19 protein-coding genes are annotated in these 17,547 nt (G+C 46.0%); 8 read left to right on the forward strand and 11 right to left on the reverse strand.

Features of this window, described 5'->3' with window-relative positions:
* Window positions 1-54: 54 nt before the first annotated feature.
* The 4 genes from NSQ83_RS17340 to NSQ83_RS17355 form a co-directional block, all read right to left on the reverse strand.
* Window positions 55-411 (reverse strand): arsenate reductase family protein, encoded by a 357-nt coding sequence (locus tag NSQ83_RS17340; protein WP_003222779.1) that lies wholly within the window; start codon window positions 409-411, stop codon window positions 55-57.
* A 110-nt stretch (window positions 412-521) separates the two neighbouring features.
* Entirely contained in the window at window positions 522-2,306 is a 1,785-nt protein-coding gene (gene fadE / locus NSQ83_RS17345) for an acyl-CoA dehydrogenase FadE (RefSeq protein WP_021480562.1), read from the reverse strand.
* A gap of 14 nt (window positions 2,307-2,320) precedes the next feature.
* The gene (locus tag NSQ83_RS17350) at window positions 2,321-3,496 is read right to left on the reverse strand and encodes an acetyl-CoA C-acetyltransferase (RefSeq protein WP_029318441.1); all 1,176 of its coding nucleotides are present in this window, start codon (window positions 3,494-3,496) and stop codon (window positions 2,321-2,323) included.
* A 10-nt stretch (window positions 3,497-3,506) separates the two neighbouring features.
* Window positions 3,507-5,876 (reverse strand): 3-hydroxyacyl-CoA dehydrogenase/enoyl-CoA hydratase family protein, encoded by a 2,370-nt coding sequence (locus tag NSQ83_RS17355; protein WP_044052668.1) that lies wholly within the window; start codon window positions 5,874-5,876, stop codon window positions 3,507-3,509.
* A gap of 174 nt (window positions 5,877-6,050) precedes the next feature.
* On the opposite strand from NSQ83_RS17355, the gene NSQ83_RS17360 reads away from it, so the two are divergent.
* Window positions 6,051-6,197 (forward strand): YuzL family protein, encoded by a 147-nt coding sequence (locus NSQ83_RS17360; RefSeq protein WP_042974692.1) that lies wholly within the window; start codon window positions 6,051-6,053, stop codon window positions 6,195-6,197.
* 24 nt (window positions 6,198-6,221) lie between these two features.
* On the opposite strand, the gene NSQ83_RS17365 is transcribed toward NSQ83_RS17360, so the two are convergent.
* Window positions 6,222-7,130: a proline dehydrogenase gene (locus NSQ83_RS17365; RefSeq protein ID WP_046381311.1), complete on the reverse strand. Its 909-nt coding sequence runs from the start codon at window positions 7,128-7,130 to the stop codon at window positions 6,222-6,224.
* Window positions 7,131-7,224: 94 nt separating this feature from the next.
* Here NSQ83_RS17365 and NSQ83_RS17370 point away from each other — a divergent pair, with 94 nt between their 5' ends.
* The 4 genes from NSQ83_RS17370 (at window position 7,225) to mdtP (ending at window position 10,063) form a co-directional block, all read left to right on the forward strand.
* Complete coding sequence (locus tag NSQ83_RS17370) at window positions 7,225-7,470, forward strand: hypothetical protein (RefSeq protein WP_003228567.1); 246 nt, start codon at window positions 7,225-7,227, stop codon at window positions 7,468-7,470.
* A gap of 12 nt (window positions 7,471-7,482) precedes the next feature.
* Window positions 7,483-7,815, forward strand: a complete 333-nt coding sequence (locus tag NSQ83_RS17375; protein WP_003222766.1) for a spore coat protein — start codon at window positions 7,483-7,485, stop codon at window positions 7,813-7,815.
* Between the two features lie 158 nt (window positions 7,816-7,973).
* A complete protein-coding gene (gene mdtR, locus NSQ83_RS17380) occupies window positions 7,974-8,441 on the forward strand; it encodes a MarR family transcriptional regulator MdtR (protein ID WP_014480800.1) in 468 nt (155 codons plus the stop codon).
* Entirely contained in the window at window positions 8,438-10,063 is a 1,626-nt protein-coding gene (gene mdtP, locus NSQ83_RS17385; RefSeq protein ID WP_021480565.1) for a multidrug efflux MFS transporter MdtP, read from the forward strand. Before mdtR ends, mdtP begins: the two co-directional genes overlap by 4 nt.
* 35 nt (window positions 10,064-10,098) lie before the next feature.
* On the opposite strand, the gene NSQ83_RS17390 is transcribed toward mdtP, so the two are convergent.
* Together NSQ83_RS17390 and NSQ83_RS17395 are read right to left on the reverse strand one after the other, a co-directional pair.
* Window positions 10,099-10,482 carry a tautomerase family protein gene (locus NSQ83_RS17390; protein WP_015251261.1) on the reverse strand — a complete coding sequence of 128 codons (384 nt, stop codon included), beginning with the start codon at window positions 10,480-10,482 and terminating at the stop codon, window positions 10,099-10,101.
* Window positions 10,483-10,500: 18 nt separating this feature from the next.
* A complete protein-coding gene (locus tag NSQ83_RS17395) occupies window positions 10,501-11,241 on the reverse strand; it encodes an SDR family NAD(P)-dependent oxidoreductase (RefSeq protein WP_144500532.1) in 741 nt (246 codons plus the stop codon).
* A gap of 134 nt (window positions 11,242-11,375) precedes the next feature.
* Between NSQ83_RS17395 and NSQ83_RS17400 the strand changes: the two genes are divergently transcribed.
* Window positions 11,376-12,263, forward strand: a complete 888-nt coding sequence (locus NSQ83_RS17400; RefSeq protein ID WP_015714676.1) for a LysR family transcriptional regulator — start codon at window positions 11,376-11,378, stop codon at window positions 12,261-12,263.
* A gap of 19 nt (window positions 12,264-12,282) precedes the next feature.
* Here the strand turns inward: NSQ83_RS17400 and NSQ83_RS17405 are convergent, their stop codons facing one another.
* The 4 genes from NSQ83_RS17405 to NSQ83_RS17420 all read right to left on the reverse strand — a co-directional run bounded on the left by NSQ83_RS17405 (window position 12,283) and on the right by NSQ83_RS17420 (window position 15,983).
* Window positions 12,283-12,570, reverse strand: coding sequence for a YusU family protein (locus NSQ83_RS17405; protein WP_021480568.1), 288 nt, complete (start codon window positions 12,568-12,570; stop codon window positions 12,283-12,285).
* Window positions 12,571-12,594: 24 nt separating this feature from the next.
* Window positions 12,595-13,422, reverse strand: a complete 828-nt coding sequence (locus NSQ83_RS17410) for an ABC transporter ATP-binding protein (RefSeq protein WP_010886609.1) — start codon at window positions 13,420-13,422, stop codon at window positions 12,595-12,597.
* 217 nt (window positions 13,423-13,639) lie between these two features.
* Complete coding sequence (locus tag NSQ83_RS17415) at window positions 13,640-14,077, reverse strand: YusW family protein (protein ID WP_014477935.1); 438 nt, start codon at window positions 14,075-14,077, stop codon at window positions 13,640-13,642.
* A 109-nt stretch (window positions 14,078-14,186) separates the two neighbouring features.
* Window positions 14,187-15,983: a M3 family oligoendopeptidase gene (locus NSQ83_RS17420; RefSeq protein ID WP_198878515.1), complete on the reverse strand. Its 1,797-nt coding sequence runs from the start codon at window positions 15,981-15,983 to the stop codon at window positions 14,187-14,189.
* Window positions 15,984-16,117: 134 nt separating this feature from the next.
* Here NSQ83_RS17420 and NSQ83_RS17425 point away from each other — a divergent pair, with 134 nt between their 5' ends.
* On the forward strand, window positions 16,118-16,960 hold the full coding sequence (locus NSQ83_RS17425; RefSeq protein ID WP_033884689.1) for an oxidoreductase: 843 nt from the start codon (window positions 16,118-16,120) through the stop codon (window positions 16,958-16,960).
* 89 nt (window positions 16,961-17,049) lie between these two features.
* Complete coding sequence (gene mrgA / locus NSQ83_RS17430; protein ID WP_003228537.1) at window positions 17,050-17,511, forward strand: metalloregulation DNA-binding stress protein MgrA; 462 nt, start codon at window positions 17,050-17,052, stop codon at window positions 17,509-17,511.
* The last annotated feature ends 36 nt before the right edge of the window (window positions 17,512-17,547 follow it).

The raw sequence follows: 17,547 nt of genomic DNA on the forward strand, positions 1-17,547 counted from the left end.
ATTTTTTACAGCACTACAATAAGAAGATACCACACTTTTCAAAAAAAATTTACATTAAGCCCAGTTTTCTTCAAATTGGTCTTCTTTAAATCCGACAGTCACTTTTTCGCCATCTGTTGTAAGCGGGCGTTTGATCAGCATACCATCTGAAGCCAGCAGCTCGAGCTGTTCGTCCTCTGACATGTGATACAGCTTTTCCTTGAGATTGAGCTCGCGGTATTTCATGCCGCTCGTGTTGAAAAATTTCTTGAGATCCAGCCCGCTTTTTTCATAAAGCGCTTTTAATTCTTCTTTGCTTGGCGGCTGCTCAGCAATATGTATTTCGTTTATTTCTTTTCCATGCTCTTCAAGCCACTTCTTTGCTTTGCGGCACGTTCCGCATTTAGGGTACCAGTAAAAAGTTAACGACATCTTCTTCCCCCTCAATAAAATAATCGAGGTTATTTTAACACAGTTTGTTTTAAAAACCTAAAACAGTGCTTCTTAAAAAAGAGCTCCGCGCATTCGGAGCTCTAGGCCAATCAGACAGTATATTTCTCAGCCTCAAAAATGCCTGCCGCCGCCTCGCGTTTTTTCTGAATCACGTTTTTAGGCGTTACGCGCGTCAGCTTGCGCAGAGCGGAAAGCATCATGCGGAGTGAATCTCCTTCTTCCATTGCGATAAGGGATTCCTTCGCATGCGCTTCAATTTCGTTAAAGGCCTCTTGAACGAAAATTTCTGTGTACAGCACCTTTTGCGCTGCTTTTTCAGCGCCTTGTGCGGCAATGGCCTTTTCCGTTCTGAGCACGGCTGATTCCATTGCGTATACATTGCTGACGATATCCGCTACGTTCACGAGAATTTCTTGCTCACGATCGATCGCTTTTCCGTATTTTTGCGCGGCTAGGCCGGCAGCAAACAACGCAATTTTTTTGGCTTGCTTGACGATATATTTCTCCTGCTCTAAGACGCCGCTTCCAGGCTCTTCAGGCATAAGCATCATGAGTTCTTCCTGCAGCGACTGCGCTTTTTCGAATAAAGGCAGCTCGCCTTTAAGCGCTTTTTTCAGGAAGGTGCTTGGCACGATTAACCTGTTGATTTCGTTTGTGCCTTCAAAAATCCGATTGATCCTTGAATCCCTATAGGCCCTTTCTACTTCGTACTCCTGCATAAAGCCGTAGCCTCCATGAATCTGCACGCCTTCATCAACGATATAATCAAGCGTTTCAGAGCCGAATACCTTATTCAGAGAGCATTCGATGGCGTATTCCGCAATCGATTTGGCGATTTGCCGGCCGTCCTTGAGATCTTCGGCCGTGAACTGGCTCATATTGTCTTCAAACAGCCCGACGGTTCTGTATACAGAGCTTTCCATCGCATACAGCCTTGAGGCCATTGTCCCGATTTTTTCCTGTGTTAATGAAAAACCAGCAATCGGCGTTTTAAATTGGCGGCGCTGATTTGCGTATGCCGCAGACAGCTCGATGACGCGTTTAGATGCGCCGATTGTGCCAACCGCCAGTTTGTAACGGCCGATGTTTAAAATATTAAAGGCGATGACATGCCCTTTGCCGATTTCTCCGAGCAGGTTTTCCTTTGGCACTTCAGCTTGATCCAGAATGAGGGTTCTTGTCGATGATCCCTTGATTCCCATTTTCTTTTCTTCCGGTCCCGTGGAGACACCCGGGAACTCTTTTTCTACAATAAAGGCTGAAAACTTGTCGCCGTCTACCTTAGCGTAAACCACAAATACATCGGCAAAAGCAGAGTTGGTAATCCACTGTTTTTCCCCTGTTAATACATAATGGGTTCCTGCTTCATTCAGCACAGCTGTTGTTTTTGCTCCAAGTGCATCAGACCCAGAGCCAGGCTCAGTCAGAGCATAAGCGGCGATCTTTTCGCCTGAAGCGAGTCCAGGCAAATATTTTTTCTTTTGTTCTTCTGACCCGAAAAAGACGATCGGCAAGGAACCGATACCGACATGCGCGCCATAAGAAAGAGAAAAGCTTCCCGCACGCGAAAATTTCTCAGTGATGAGTGCCGAGCTGATTTTATCTAGGCCGAGCCCTCCGTATTCTTCCGGCACATCGGCGCCAAGCAGTCCTAGTTCGCCCGCTTTCTTCAACAGTCTGACAGAATGCTCGAATTGGTGGTTTTCGATATCATCTATATGAGGGAGAACATCTTGCTCGATGTAATCCTCTGTTGTTTTCGCAATCATTTTATGCTCGTCAGTGAAATCCTCCGGTGTATACATTTGATCGTATGTGACATCCTCGATTAAAAATCCGCCGCCTTTTTGTACTTCAGCCGCTTTTTTTGCCATTTGTTTTTCCCCCTTTAGCATAATTCAAATACACCGGCCGCTCCCATCCCGCCGCCGATACACATGGTCACGACTCCAAATTGCTCGTTTCTCCGTTTCATTTCATGGATGAGTGAGAGTGTAAGCTTTGTGCCCGTACAGCCAAGCGGGTGTCCAAGCGCGATTGCGCCCCCGTTGACATTCACTTTTTCTTCATCAATTCCCAATTCCCTGATTACTTGAATGGCCTGTGAGGCAAAAGCTTCATTCAGTTCAAACAAGCCGATGTCCTGCAGCTGAAGTCCGGCAAGCTTCAAAGCGCGCGGAATTGCTTCCACCGGTCCGATTCCCATCACTTCCGGCGGCACGCCGCCTACGGCAAAGGAGCGGAATTTCACAAGCGGCGCCAGGCCAAGAGCATCGGCTTTTTCCCGGTCCATCAGCATGACAGCCGCCGCTCCGTCACTCGTTTGCGAGGAATTGCCCGCAGTCACCGTCCCGTCAACGGAAAAGGCCGGGCGCAATGTCGATAAGATGTCTGCAGTCGTTTGCGGGCGAACACCTTCATCCTGAGAAAATACAAATTGTTTTTCCTGAGGTTTATGGTTTTCTCCAATTTCTGTCACCGTCACTTCTACGGGTACAATTTCATCTTTAAATTTTCCTTCTGCAAGGGCTTTAGCGGCGTTTTGGTGGCTGCGAACGGCAAACGCGTCTTGATCCTCACGGGAGACGCCGTATTTTTTCGCGACCTGCTCGGCTGTGTGTCCCATGCTCATATAATATTCCGGTGCCTTTTCTGCCAAAGCAAGGTTCGGACGGGTAACATGCCCCATCATCGGAACTTGCGACATGGATTCTGCTCCGCCGGCGATCGCTGTATCGTAGGCGCCCAGCATAATTTTTTCTGCTGCATACGCAATAGACTGAAGGCCTGAAGAGCAATAGCGGTTAACTGTAATCGCCGGAACCGTGTACGGCAGGCCCGCGAGCGCACCGATATTTCTCGCCATATTAAGCCCCTGCTCCGCTTCAGGTGTTGCACAGCCGATAATCAAGTCATCAATATTGCCTTCGTAGCCGCCTGCCCGTTTCAGCGTTTCTTTTACACAAATCGCTCCCAAATCATCCGGGCGAACGGTGGCCAACGATCCTTTTTTTGCTTTCCCAACCGGTGTTCTTGCACCTGATACAATGACTGCCTCTTTCATAAACTCCCTCCTAATTCCGTAAAGGTTTACCTTTCACAAGCATATGCTGCATTCTCGCTTGAGATTTTGCCTCTCCCGCCAAACTTAAAAACGCTTCTCTTTCGATCTCCAATAAATACTCTTCATCAACCTCAGTACCGAACGGCACTTTTCCGCCCGCAATGACATAAGCGAGTTTTTTCGCAATCTTGAAATCATGCTCAGATATATAGCCGGACAGTTTCATCTGCTCAGCGCCAAGCAATAGTGCCGCATAACCGGTTTCTCCCGGCACCTTGACCTTTTCTTTTACAGGCGGTCGCCAGCCGGTATCGTATAAAGATGCGGCCAGCTGCTTCGCATCGTATAACAGGTGGTCTTGATTCACGCTGATCTGATCCGTTTCTTTTAAGATGTTCATCTCACGAGCCTCTTGAGCGGAAGCGGACACTTTCGCCATTGCAATCGTTTCAAATGTTTTCATTGCCGCATTCATCGGATCAAGGCCGCGGCGTAGATGGTTGATGTACAGCTCTTTGTTACCTCCTCCGCCAGGGATGAGGCCGACACCGGATTCCACAAGTCCCATATAGGCTTCGCTTGCCGCTTGAGTACGCGCCGCAGGCAGGCATACTTCCGTTCCTCCGCCGAGCGTCATGCCAAATGGCGCGGCGACGACCGGTTTCGCACTGTATTTGATCTTCATCATCGTCTCCTGAAAACGGCGGATCACAAAATCAACTTCCAAAAAGTTGTCATCTTGGACTTCCATTAAGATCATGGCGAGATTCGCGCCGACGCAGAAATTTTTCCCTTGATTGCCGATGACAAGCCCCTTGTAATTCCGTTCTGTTTCCTCTAATCCTTTGTGGATCATTTGAATGATATCGAGGCCGATCGCATTGCTTTTCGAATGAAATTCAAGAAGGGCCACATCATCTCCAAGGTCAATTAAGCTTGCTCCGCTGTTTTTCGCAATCACGCCTTTTGTTTCTTTAAGTGCTTGTAAATGAATTCGTTTTTTGTTTTCTTTCACAGCTCTGTATTCGCCGCGGTCATAATAAAATACCGTTCCGTTCTCTTTGATGTAGAAGGTTTCATTTCCTTTGTCCAGCATCTCTTTTATCCAGCCAGGCATATCTGCTCCAAGCTGCTCAAGCTTTTCCGCTGACTGCTTGAGGCCGATGGCGTCCCACATCTCAAAAGGTCCCAGTTCCCAGCCGAATCCCCACTTCATGGCTTGGTCAATCGCATGAATATCATCGGCAATCTCGCCAAGCAGCTCGGCTGAGTAAAGCAGGGTTTGAGATGTGATATTCCACAGCAATCGGCCGGCTCTGTCATCCGAATAAATAAGCGCTTTCATTTTGGCTTTTGTCCCTTTTGCCTGTTTTGCCGCTTCAAGTGCCGGTGTTTTCATTTTTGTCCGCTCGCCGTAAGTAAGCGTCACTGGGTCAAGCTCATAAATCGTTTTTCCTTCTTTTTTATAAAAGCCTTGGCCGGCCTTGCTTCCGATCCACCCTTTTTCCAGCATATCGTTCATGAAGCTTGGAAGGCGAAACACTTCTTTTTCATCGCCATCAGCTTTGTCATACACATTTCGGGCAACGTGGGCGAATGTATCGAGACCGACCACATCAAGCGTTCTAAAGGTAGCGCTTTTCGGCCTGCCGATCAGCGGTCCTGTGATCGAATCAACCTCCCCGACCTGATAGCCGCCTTTCAGCATTTCTTGGACTGTCACGAGAAGCCCGTACGTCCCGATGCGGTTTGCGATAAAGTTCGGTGTGTCCTTTGCTGTAACAACACCTTTCCCGAGGACATTTTCTCCGAAAGCTGTCATAAACTTTAAAATATCAGGATCCGTTTCCTTAATCGGAATGATCTCCAGCAGCTTTAAATAGCGTGCGGGATTAAAAAAATGCGTTCCGAGAAAATGGGCTTTAAAATCATCCGACCGGCCTTCAGCCATTTCCTGCACTGATATGCCGGATGTGTTGCTTGAGACGATGCTTCCAGTCTTTCGATGTTCATCCACAAGAGCGAAAATTTTCTTTTTGACTTCAAGGTTTTCGACAACGACCTCAATAATCCAATCTGCTTCTTTCAGTTTTTCTGCATCATCCTCCAGATTGCCCGGTGTAATATAGGAGGTATTTTTCGCTGATGTGAGGGGAGCGGGCTTTTGTTTCAGCAGTTTTTTCACCGCCTGCCGGCTCAGCCTGCTGCGCACCTCCGGACTGTCCTTCGTCAGCCCCCTTTTTTCCTCTTCCTTTGTCAAATCGTTCGGCACAATATCTAGCAGCAGGACAGGTATTCCGATGTTAGCCAAATGCGCCGCAATCCCGGAGCCCATTACCCCCGATCCTAAAACGGCTGCCTTTCGAATGTGTTTGTGCATGAGATATCCCCCTTGAACATTGAATGAATAGTCATTCATTTTTTGACCAAAAAAAATGAAACCCGTTTCTTCTTTCATCTTAAAAGATTTCCGGTTCGACTTCAATAGCTAATTTGTTATTTTTTTGTATGAAGCCTATAAAAGTCGGGCAACTTAAGCCCGGAGGTGAAGGGAATGGTACGAGAGAAAAAAAATCCGTCTTCAGCGGCAGTCAGCGCGGCGAGCGTAAAGGGAGATGCCGGTCCGAGTCAGCATTACGGCGGCGGAAAACGGACAAGTCAAAATCAGCAGTATAAAAAACATAACATGGAACAATCATAATGCAGCTGCTTCCCGCGGCTGCTTTCACTTTTTCAAAATTCCTTTTAACACAAACGCTGCATTGGCAGGCCGCTCGGCAATTCTTCTCATAAAGTAGCTGAACCAGTCCGTTCCATATGGGACATACACACGCATTCTGTAGCCTTCCTTGGCGAGTTCCTTCTGACGCTCCGGCCTGATGCCGTATAGCATTTGAAACTCAAATTGCGACGCGGGGATTTGATGTTCGGTGACAAGCTGTTTCGTAAATGCAATGATGTCATCGTCATGTGTGGCGACAGCCGTGTAGTTCCCGCTTAACAACTGCAGCTTTATTAAGCTCTGAAAATGAAGGTCCGTTCCTCTTTTGTCGGGAAACGCTACAGCCGCAGATTCTTTATAAGCGCCTTTTACAAGTCTGAGATTCGGCTTTAAGTCCCGCATCTTTCTGATATCTTCTGCCGCCCGGTACAGATACGCCTGAATGACCGTGCCGAGCTTCTCAAATTCCTGTTTGCATTGCCTGTAAATAGAAAGTGTCTGTTCATAATGAGAATAGTCTTCCATATCAATGGTCACAGCAACATCATATTGCTTCGCAACGGAAAGAATGGCGCGCAAATGAGTAAGAGCAAGTTCTTCTGAAAGATCGAGCCCGATTGAGGTCAGCTTAAGCGAAAGCTCTGAATCCAATTGATGTTCGGCAATGGCTTGAATGGCTTTCTTGCATTCCTCTGCGACTTGGTTTGCTTCTTTTTCCGAAGCTGCATACTCGCCTAAATAATCAATTGTTGCACACAAACCGGATCTGTTTAGCCTTTTGACGGTCTTAACCGCCGATTCAATCGTATCCCCTGCGACAAACCTTCGTGCTCCAAGCCGCGTTCCGTATGCTTTTGCGAACTTGGTAAGTGTTTTATTTTGAGATAAGAATAAAAACACATGTCTCAACATCCGACTCCCTCCCGCCGTCATCTTCAAAACACCTGTATATAACTCCCAGTCTGAAGGAAACTATAAAATGAACAGAAACCAAAGGAGGATCACAATGGATAATCAGCAGCAATCTCAAATGCCGCCTTCCGTTATTTCGACAAAGGATCATTTGTATCTCAATGACATGCTGAACTGGAATTTGCTCGCGATGAAGAAAGCGCATTTCATGGCGCAGCAGTGCCAGGATCAAACGTTAAAGCAAGAACTCGACCGCGTCGGACACATGCATCATGATCACTATCAAAGAATATTAAAGCACCTGCAGCCAGGCCAGCAGCAGTCCGGCTACATCCAATAAGGAGGCGCCAGAATGAATCAGCAAAATCAAAAAATCAGCAACCCGCAGACACCTGTACCGACAACATCGGAAATGAATGACAGAGATTTCGTCAACGAATTGCTGACAACCGAAAAATACATGACAACAGCTTATTGTACTGCCTTGCACGAATTCAGCCACGAGTCTCTTTATCAGGATATTCAATCCATTTTTGATGAGTCACAAAAAGCGCAAAGAAAACTATATGATCTCATGTTCCAATATGGATGGTATTCTGTTGAAGCGGAGGATGCACAAAAGCTGCAGCAGTCCTATCAAAAATTCCAGCAGACCATTCAGCAGCAGTCTCCTTATCAGCAATAACAATATCAGTAAAAAGGATACGATGTTCTTTCGGGCATCTATCCTTTTTTTGTGTAAAATCAGTTGACTTTTCATTTACGCTTATTTATATTTAATAAGCATTAACTATTTTGTCATCAAAATATATATACAGTGTATGTAACAGAGGGGAAATGAATATGAAGAGTGCGGATCAGTTAATGTCCGATATTCAATTATCGCTTCAGGCGCTCTTTCAAAAGATACAGCCTGAAATGCTGGAAAGCATGGAAAAACAAGGTGTCACCCCAGCGCAGCTGTTTGTGCTGGCCAGCCTAAAGAAACACGGCAGCCTCAAAATTTCTGAAATTGCCGAGCGTATGGAGGTAAAGCCAAGCGCGGTGACGCTGATGGCAGATCGCCTTGAACAAAAAAATCTTATCGCCAGAACACACAACACAAAAGACAGGCGAGTGATTGATCTCAGTCTTACTGACGAAGGAGACAGAAAGTTCGAGGAGGTTTTGGCAGGCAGAAAGGCCATTATGGCGCGCTATCTTTCCTTTTTGACGGAGGAGGAGATGCTGCAGGCGGCGCATATTACAGCAAAGCTCGCACAAGCAGCAGAAACGGATGAAAAGCAAAACATGAAAAGAGGAAACGGATGAAAATGAGTAAAGAAGGCAAACAATCAAAACGAACGTTATTAATAACAGGCTTAATTATTGCCATGTTTTTTTCAGCCCTTGACGGTACCATTGTCGGAACGGCCATGCCGAAAATTGTCGGTGATCTGGGCGGTTTGAGCATGATGACCTGGCTGACAACTGCATATTTGTTAACATCAACAACCATTGTTCCAATTGCCGGTAAACTGGCTGATTTATTGGGACGCCGCATTGTCTATGTATCAGGTTTGATTATTTTTATGGCCGCTTCTGCTTTGTGCGGAATGGCCAACAACATGACGGAATTGATTATCTTCCGTGGACTGCAGGGCATCGGCGGAGGCATCATGATGCCGATGGCGATGATTGTCATCGGTGACTTGTTCACAGGAAAACAGCGTGCTAAATTCCAAGGTGTCTTTGGCGCAATTTACGGGCTGGCTTCAGTGATTGGGCCGCAAATCGGCGGCTGGATTGTAGACTCGTTAAACTGGAAATGGGTTTTCTATATTAACCTGCCAGTCGGAATTATTGCGGTTATTTTTATTGCCAGGGGATTACAGGGACGCCAGCAGACTGGTCCGATCAACTTCGATATCGCTGGTATTTTCACAATGATTGTCGGTGTGGTCAGCCTCCTGCTCGCCTTAAGCTTTGGCGGAAAAGATTATGCATGGGATTCATGGCAGATTCTTGGGTTGTTCGCTCTCGCACTGATCGGCATTGTCAGCTTTATCATCGTAGAATCAAAAGCAAAAGAGCCAATCCTGCCAATGTATTTATTTAAAAACAGAACATTTACATTTCTAAACTTGATCGGCTTCTTTATGAGTATCGGTATGTTTGGCGCCATTACGTTTGTTCCTTTCTTTATGCAGGGAATTGTCGGTGTAAGTGCGTCTGAATCGGGTACAATTATGACACCGATGATGATTTCTATGATTATTACAAGTATCATCGGCGGACAGCTTGTTTATAAAATCGGGATTAAACCGCAAATCATTGCAGGCATGCTGGTTATGGCCGGCGGATTCCTGCTGTTAACGACCTTGGATCTCGACACGAGCAAGCTTGTCGCTACATCTTTTATGGCGATTATTGGTCTGGGAATGGGTCTTGTTATGCCGATTCTGACATTGGCTTTACAGGAAAGCTTTTCGAAGGAGGAGCTTGGAGTTGTCACTTCATCCAGCCAATTCTTCCGTTCTATCGGCGGAACATTCGGCATTACCATGCTGGGAGCCGTAATGAATGCGAGATCAGGAAATCTATTAACAGATAAATTGGTTCCATATTTAGACTCTCTTCCGGCACAGGCAAGCTCGTTTGCCGCCCAGCTAAAGGGTATGATTGATACAAATCCGCAAGGGCTGCTGCAATCACTGTTCAGTCCGGACGCGGTCAAACAAATCCCTGCGGCTTTCTCATCCCATATTGTGCCGATTTTAAAAACATCGTTGATGGATTCGCTCCACAGCGTGTTTTATACGGGCCTGATCTTTATCGCAGTCGGAGCCGTATTCACCTTGTTCTTAAAACCTATCAAGCTATCAAATAAGAAAGCGGAAGACCAACAAGAAAAAGAGAAGGCGGCAAAAGCCGTTGAATCACCTTCCCATTAATAGAGCACCCCGCGGGTATCAATCCGCGGGGTTTTTTATTCAATCATCTGGGCTCTTCCATTTCCGAAAGACCAATCCTCAGCCTGATTTCCGGCCAGCATGATAAACACATCTTCTTTTCTGACGCCAAGCTCGGAATGAATCCGGCTCGCGATTGAGCGGTAAAGTGCTTTTTTCTGTTCAGTTGTTCTTGACTGTTTCAGTGTAAAATGAATGTATATCAGTTCATCAGTTCGCTCGACTTGGAGATAAAATGGATCATAAAAAAATTCGCTTTTTTCATATTGTCTGATGACTTGGAAATAGTCATCTTCCGGCACATTGATTTCTTCAATCATCGATTGGTGGACAGTCCTGCTCAGTTTTTGAAGCCACGCTTCGCTTCTTCCCGACCGTAAATGAATCTGTACAAATGGCATCTCCCTGCATCCCTTTCTTTACAGCGTCTGTCCGCTGTCAATTGTGATAATTTGGCCTGTGAGTGATTCCTGTTCAATTAGTGAACAAATCAATTTGGCAACATCATCTGGTTCAGCAATACACTGCAGCGGCAAAGAGCCGATCATGCTTTTCATTTTTTCTTCCCGGCCGGCCCACCATCTCGTTGCCACAGCTCCTGGTGCTACACCGCTCACTCTGATTTCAGGCGCTAAGGCGTGGGCCAATGATTTCGTTAAACCGTGCACCGCTGATTTTGATACTGCGTAAGGCATAGATGAGCCGGCACCAGTTACCCCTGCGATGCTGCCGACGTTTACGATCGCCCCGGCCTTGCTTTTCTTCATGAACGGAACCACTGCCCGCGCGCAGAAAAACATCCCTTTCACATTGACGGCATACAGCTCATCCCATATGTCTTCTGTCGCAGCCTCAAGATCATCCATTGGAATATGCCGTGTAATGCTGGCATTGTTGACTAAAATATCAACCGTGCCGTGTGTGTTCACGATTGCTTGAATCATATCCTGCACGTCACTGTTTTTGGATACATCTGCTTGGATGGCGAAGGCTTGCCCGCCAGCTTTTTTAATCATTTCCACTGTTTCCTCCGCTTCTGATTGCGAGCGTGAATAATTCACCGCCACAATCGCCCCGCGCTTTGCCAATTCCATACTGGCTGCTTTTCCGATTCCTGTGCCGCCCCCCGTTACGAGAGCTATTTTGTTCAAGACATTCATTGCCGCCACTCCTTGCTGTTGACTAAAGTATATTTCTGATTCCATTGTAATCCAGCTTTGATGTTACGTATAATGATTGTTAAAGATACTAGATATCACTCAGATTGATAGCAAACGAACGGAGGAATTCAAAAATGGAAAGCGGAGATTTACGTGTGTTTCAAATGGTAGCCCGTGAAGGGACCATTACGAAAGCAGCACTGCAGCTTGGCTATGTACAATCGAATGTCACAGCCAGAATTCAACAATTGGAAGCTGAGCTGGGTACCACGCTGTTTTTGCGCCATAATCGGGGCATGACACTTTCTGCAAGCGGAAAATTGCTGCTGGACTACGCAAATAAAATTATAGGCCTGCTTGATGAAGCGTCTAAAGCGCTCTCATCCTCCGCAGAACCAAGCGGGCCGCTTATGATCGGCTCCACTCAGACAACCGCCGCGGTAAGGCTTCCAAAGCTCCTGGCATCTTATTATGAAGAACATCCAAACGTCCAGCTATCTTTAACAACAGGACATACGCAATTTCTCCTTGATAAAGTTCTTCGTTATGAATTGGATGGCGCGTTTATCGGATGCGAATGCCATCATCCTGAGCTCGAATCCTATCCTGCGTTTGAGGAAGAACCAGTAGTTGTTTCGGCTGCCTCCGTGCCCGATGTTGAGGAAGCCATCACAAAGCCGATTCTCGTTTACAGCACAGGCTGTTCGTATCGAGAAACACTTGAAAAATGGCTGCGCTCCGTCGGTGTCACACAGCCGGTCATTATGGAATTTGGGACGCTTGAAGCAATTATCGGCGGGGTTACAGCAGGTCTTGGCATCTCGTTGCTGCCAAGAACGGTTGTGCAGAAACATGAAGCAGAAGGATCAATTCGATTGTACCCGCTGCCTGAAGCGCTCAGCCAGATGAAAACAGAGTTTATTGTTCGAAAAGATTCGTTTATCAGCAGCGCGCTGAGAACCTTTATGGATTCCTTTACGCCAGATAAAACGGCTGAATCACAAAAAAGCAGTCTGCTATAATGTACAGACTGCTTTTTGGCTATTGTTTGTTTCGATGCGCTTCATTTAATTCCTTAATATGCTGAATGATCTCTTTAATGCCCTGCTTTGCGTCGGGGTATGTCGCATTCCAATGCTTAGCGAGCGGTGGCATGCTCTTGGCTATATGCGTGTACAAAATCCATTGCTTCACTTCTTCTTTTAGCTCATCGTTTGTCTCACCAAGCAGAAGCTCAGTATACTTCTCCAGCAATCCATCCAGCTGCTCCTGAAGTTTTTGTTCCATTTGCCATCTTCCTTTCGAAAAAACAGCAAGGAGCTTTCTCAATTGAAAGCTCCTTCGCTGCGTTATTTATCCATGTGATGTGAAAGCCGCTTCCTGGACAATGCATCTGCCCCTGCCATGAGGAATGCAAAGAGGCGTTCCGAAGAGCGGGTCCTGTGTAACCTGACAGTTCATAGAAAACACATTTTGCACAAGATCACAAGTGATGACCTCTTCCGGACGGCCTTCTGCATAAATCCGTTTGTCTTTTATGGCCACAAGATGATGTGCATAGCGGCACGCCAAGTTTAAGTCATGGAGAACCATAACAATCGTCCGGTCTTCCTTTTCATTCAGCTCAAACAGCAAATCAAGAATTTCAATTTGATGCGTCATGTCTAAATACGTCGTCGGCTCGTCAAGAAGGATGATATCCGTTTCCTGGGCAAGCGTCATCGCAATCCAAGCCCGCTGGCGCTGTCCGCCTGACAAAGAATCAACGGCACGGTCAGCCATGTCCTCAAGCTTTGTTGCTTTAAGCGCTCTTTCAACTGCTTCCTCATCCTCTTTTGACCACTGCTTCAGCCAGTTTTGGTAAGGATATCTTCCTTGCTTCACCAGCTGATGCACCGTCAGCCCCTCTGGAGCCGAAGGACCTTGGGGCAGGATTGCGAGCTCTTTTGCGACTTCCTTCGTCGGAAGCTTGGCAATCGCTCTTCCTTCCAGCAGCACTGAACCGCCTCTCGGCTTCATCAGGCGCGCTAATGAACGTAAAAGTGTCGATTTTCCGCAGCCATTGCTGCCAATAAATACGGTAATTTCACCTTTGGGAATTGTTAAATTCAACTCATCAATAATAACGGCATCCCCGTATCCTAAGCTCAGCGTTTCTGTAGAAATTGCACTCATACCCATAACCGCTCCTTTTTGCTGGCTTTTTAGCAGCACTATGTATTGCACGTTTTCTATATACATGCTTTTAAGTCAATTGTCATCAATGCAAGTGATTCCGATATTCAGCCATTTGATATGGTCATATATCCCTCATTGTAGCAGAAAACACTGACTTTGAAAATCATTTTCAATTAGTTTTATGGACATAATTGACGTTTATGGGTTTTTTATCACAAGATTACTTCTTGATTTCTCTGATGGAGCCGTCCTTCAGCTTCAATTTTAAATCGATATGATCATAATGACTGTCCAGATTAAATGCTGCCAGCACACTGTGTATCACTTCTGTTTCAGCCATTTGGTCTGTTACGGAAAGCTCGCTCAAAATCATTTTCATCTCATCCAATGCTTCTTCTCCCTCCTGATTGACACCGGAGAGCTTATCCTGTATTTCCGCTTTTTCCTGAGTTCCGTTCTTTGTATAGATTCCTTCATAACGGTTATGCTCACCATCCCCGTAGCTCACACGAAGCGAAAAATTACTGTAGGGAACGGACTTCAGCTGGGTGACGGCTGTATTTTCTCCTTCTGCCTGCTGCTGGTCTTCATTGAAACGGCAGCCCGCAATCAGAACCACTGCGAGACATACAGCCCCGGCTGCTCTGATCAAATGCATATGTTTCCCCCCTGTAGGATTCCATTTATTTTAGGTATATCCAGAGAATGAAATCCTCATTCAGAGAAGAATTGAAAAAGCCGGAGCATTTAACGCCACGGCTTTTTCTTTAAGATTCGGTCATTTGTAAAAAGGTTTCGGCGTCACGCACAGTCAGCTTGATGGCATTCTCCCAGAAATCGCGCTTTGTGATGTCAGCGCCCAAATGCTTCATCGCCAAATCCTCCACTGTCATAGAAGCCGTATCGCGCAATAGCGCCATATACTTCTCTTCGAATGCATTTTTTTCTTCAAGCGCCAGCGCGTAAATGCCAAGAGAAAACAGGTAGCCGAATGTATAAGGGAAATTGTAAAACGGCACCCTCGTGATGTGAAAATGAAGCTTTGATGCCCAAAAAAGCGGATGATATTCTTCTAACGCATTGCAGTATGCCTCTCTTTGCGCCTCTTCCATCAGCTCATTCAAGCGGCTGGCCGGTACCACTCCCCGCTTTCGTTCCTCGTAGAATCTCGTTTCAAATAGAAATCTTGCGTGAATGTTCATGAAGAACGCAACACTTCTTTGCACTTTATCCTCCAGAAGAACAAGCTTTTCTTCCCTCGTCTCGGCCTGCTGGACAGTCGCGTCCGCGACTATCATCTCTGCAAACGTTGAAGCTGTTTCTGCAACATTCATGGCATAGGAGCGGTTTAACGGCCTGACGTCGAGCATTGCTTCCTGATGGAACGCGTGCCCGAGTTCATGCGCAAGAGTAGAGACATTTGAGGCGCTGCCCGAAAATGTCATGAAAATCCGGGATTCCCCGCTGTCAGGAAAACTGGTGCAAAAGCCGCCGACTCTTTTTCCACTCCTGTCTTCCGCCTCAATCCAGCCGTCCCGAAACGCTTTTTCAGTGAATGAGGACAGCTTTTTGCCAAACGTTGAAAACTGGCTGGTAATGATATTTGCGGCTTCATCATACGAATAGGCCTTTCCGTTAGAACCGATCGGCGCCTCAACATCGTACCAGCTAAGCTTTTCAAGGCCGAGCATGGATGCTTTCCGGTTCAAAAACTGAACGAACGGCTGCTTGTTTTCAGTGATGACCTGCCACATCGTATCAAGTGTTTCTTTTTTCATCCTGTTAATTTGCAGCGGTTCCTTCAGGACATTCTCCCAGCCGCGCGCTTTATAGGTTTCAAGCCGGAATCCCGCCAAATGATTCAGCGTGCTGCTGAAAATATCTTGCTTGCTCTCCCAAGCTTGGCGGAAACGTTCATATACTGTTTTTCTGACAGTACGGTCTTGATGGTCCATCATATTCTCCACCTGACCGACAGACAATTGCTTGTTTTCACCGTTTTCCTCATACGGGATCGTCATTTTCCCGACAACCATATTGTATAAGTCACTCCAAGCGTGATATCCGTCCACGGCAAGATTCCCGATCAGTTTTTCTTTACCGGGGCTAAGCTTTTCGGCAACCCTCTGTCTTCTTTCATTTAATATGTAAGAAACATCGCGCAATCCCGGTTTTGTTAACAATTCATTCCACACGTCTTGATCAATGTCCATTAGTTTATGATCTAATGTAACGAGCGACGATTGAAAATCTGCGGAAAGCCGGTTCATGAGTGCCTGATGCTCTATAGCCTTTTGATCATTGATATTCTGGGCCTGGAGGCAAGCAACAAAAGCGCCGGCCTGCTGAAGTTTGACGGATGTCTGTTCGAATAAATCAAGCAACGCGGTCAGCCCTTCAGCCTCTTCAGGCGATTCAGGCACCTGAAACGCATCAGTCCTGTCTTGAAATGCACGCAGACTTAGTGACAGCTTCTCAATATATCCTTTGAATTCTTCCGATTGGCTCCCGCCCTTAAAAAATGAATCAAGATCCCATCTTTGGCCTACCCCTTGCAGCGCCATATCACAAAACCCCTTTCCTTCTTTCGTTCTATTATAGAACAATTCTGAATTGTTGTATAAAAATTTCTTTTTTCAGACGTCATTTCCTGTTCAGGATAGTACAATAGCTATAGCAGTTTAATAGGAGGGTTAGGATGAATAAAAAAATAGCCATCGTAACAGGAGCGTCCAGCGGCTTCGGTCTGCTGGCAGCTGTAAAGCTTGCCCGATCATTTTTCGTGATAGCCACATCAAGACAGCCTGAAAAAGCGGAACAGCTTCGGGAATTGGCTGCAGCACACAATGTGTCTGATTCCATTCTCATTACAGCTCTCGATGTCACCGATGAACAATCTATAGTCTCATTCGGAAAAGCCGTTAGTGCTTACGCCCCGATCGACTTACTCGTTAACAACGCCGGAACGGCTTATGGAGGTTTTGTCGAGGATGTGCCGATGGAACATTTCAGACAACAATTTGAAACGAACGTCTTCGGTGTGATCCATGTGACAAAAACCGTTCTGCCTTACATAAGAAAGCATGGCGGCGCAAAGATTATAAACGTGAGCAGCATCAGCGGACTGACCGGATTCCCAGCGCTGTCGCCATATGTTTCTTCTAAGCATGCATTGGAAGGTTTTTCTGAAAGCCTGCGTATCGAGCTGCTTCCGTTCGGTATCGAAACCGCTTTGATCGAGCCGGGCTCATACAAGACATCGATCTGGTCAACGTCATTATCAAATTTTATGTCGGTGCCTGCTGACGATTCAGCCTATCATCAATACTATAAAAAGATCCTTTCCTACGTTGAAAAAAACGGAGAAGAAAGCGGAGATCCCCAAGAGGTTGCCGACCTCATTTATCAATTGGCAACAAAACAGCACATAAAGAAATTGCGATACCCGATCGGAAAGGGCATCAAGCTCACCCTGCTATTCCGATCGCTTTTTCCTTGGTCTGCGTGGGAGTCTATCCTGAAGAAAAAGCTATTCAAATAACCTAAATTATAATTATTATAATTTAGTATTGATTTTTATTTAGTATATGATATAATTAAAACAACAGATCACAAGGAGGACGTTATCTTATGAAAACTGAAAACGCAAAAACAAATCAAACATTAGTTGAGAATTCACTGAACACACAATTATCAAACTGGTTTCTTTTATACTCTAAGCTCCACCGTTTCCATTGGTATGTGAAAGGGCCTCATTTCTTTACATTGCACGAGAAATTTGAAGAACTTTATGACCATGCGGCTGAAACAGTGGATACCATCGCTGAGCGCCTGCTGGCGATTGGCGGACAGCCTGTTGCCACAGTGAAAGAATACACTGAGCATGCATCTATCACAGACGGCGGAAACGAAACATCAGCATCAGAAATGGTACAAGCATTGGTAAACGACTACAAACAAATCAGCAGCGAATCTAAATTCGTGATCGGCCTGGCTGAAGAAAATCAAGACAATGCGACAGCGGACTTGTTTGTCGGATTAATTGAAGAAGTTGAAAAACAAGTGTGGATGCTTTCCTCTTATTTAGGGTAACAAAAAAGCTGAACCTTAATCGGGTTCAGCTTTTTG

This window comes from Bacillus sp. PS217 (genome assembly GCF_037963535.1).
GTDB classification, from domain to species: Bacteria; Bacillota; Bacilli; order Bacillales; family Bacillaceae; genus Bacillus; species Bacillus subtilis.

Excerpts from the sequence above, each read along its gene's own strand:
- NSQ83_RS17375 (WP_003222766.1), top strand. The coding sequence starts at position 7,483 with ATGAATCAGCAAAATCAAAAAATCAGCAACCCGCAGACACCTGTACCG.
- NSQ83_RS17395 (WP_144500532.1), bottom strand. The coding sequence starts at position 11,241 with ATGAATGTCTTGAACAAAATAGCTCTCGTAACGGGGGGCGGCACAGGA.
- NSQ83_RS17355 (WP_044052668.1), bottom strand. The coding sequence starts at position 5,876 with ATGCACAAACACATTCGAAAGGCAGCCGTTTTAGGATCGGGGGTAATG.
- NSQ83_RS17390 (WP_015251261.1), bottom strand. The coding sequence starts at position 10,482 with ATGCCATTTGTACAGATTCATTTACGGTCGGGAAGAAGCGAAGCGTGG.
- NSQ83_RS17425 (WP_033884689.1), top strand. The coding sequence starts at position 16,118 with ATGAATAAAAAAATAGCCATCGTAACAGGAGCGTCCAGCGGCTTCGGT.
- NSQ83_RS17350 (WP_029318441.1), bottom strand. The coding sequence starts at position 3,496 with ATGAAAGAGGCAGTCATTGTATCAGGTGCAAGAACACCGGTTGGGAAA.
- NSQ83_RS17360 (WP_042974692.1), top strand. The coding sequence starts at position 6,051 with ATGGTACGAGAGAAAAAAAATCCGTCTTCAGCGGCAGTCAGCGCGGCG.
- NSQ83_RS17340 (WP_003222779.1), bottom strand. The coding sequence starts at position 411 with ATGTCGTTAACTTTTTACTGGTACCCTAAATGCGGAACGTGCCGCAAA.
- NSQ83_RS17415 (WP_014477935.1), bottom strand. The coding sequence starts at position 14,077 with ATGCATTTGATCAGAGCAGCCGGGGCTGTATGTCTCGCAGTGGTTCTG.
- mdtP (WP_021480565.1), top strand. The coding sequence starts at position 8,438 with ATGAAAATGAGTAAAGAAGGCAAACAATCAAAACGAACGTTATTAATA.
- fadE (WP_021480562.1), bottom strand. The coding sequence starts at position 2,306 with ATGGCAAAAAAAGCGGCTGAAGTACAAAAAGGCGGCGGATTTTTAATC.
- NSQ83_RS17420 (WP_198878515.1), bottom strand. The coding sequence starts at position 15,983 with ATGGCGCTGCAAGGGGTAGGCCAAAGATGGGATCTTGATTCATTTTTT.
- NSQ83_RS17410 (WP_010886609.1), bottom strand. The coding sequence starts at position 13,422 with ATGGGTATGAGTGCAATTTCTACAGAAACGCTGAGCTTAGGATACGGG.
- NSQ83_RS17370 (WP_003228567.1), top strand. The coding sequence starts at position 7,225 with ATGGATAATCAGCAGCAATCTCAAATGCCGCCTTCCGTTATTTCGACA.
- NSQ83_RS17400 (WP_015714676.1), top strand. The coding sequence starts at position 11,376 with ATGGAAAGCGGAGATTTACGTGTGTTTCAAATGGTAGCCCGTGAAGGG.
- NSQ83_RS17365 (WP_046381311.1), bottom strand. The coding sequence starts at position 7,130 with ATGTTGAGACATGTGTTTTTATTCTTATCTCAAAATAAAACACTTACC.
- mdtR (WP_014480800.1), top strand. The coding sequence starts at position 7,974 with ATGAAGAGTGCGGATCAGTTAATGTCCGATATTCAATTATCGCTTCAG.
- mrgA (WP_003228537.1), top strand. The coding sequence starts at position 17,050 with ATGAAAACTGAAAACGCAAAAACAAATCAAACATTAGTTGAGAATTCA.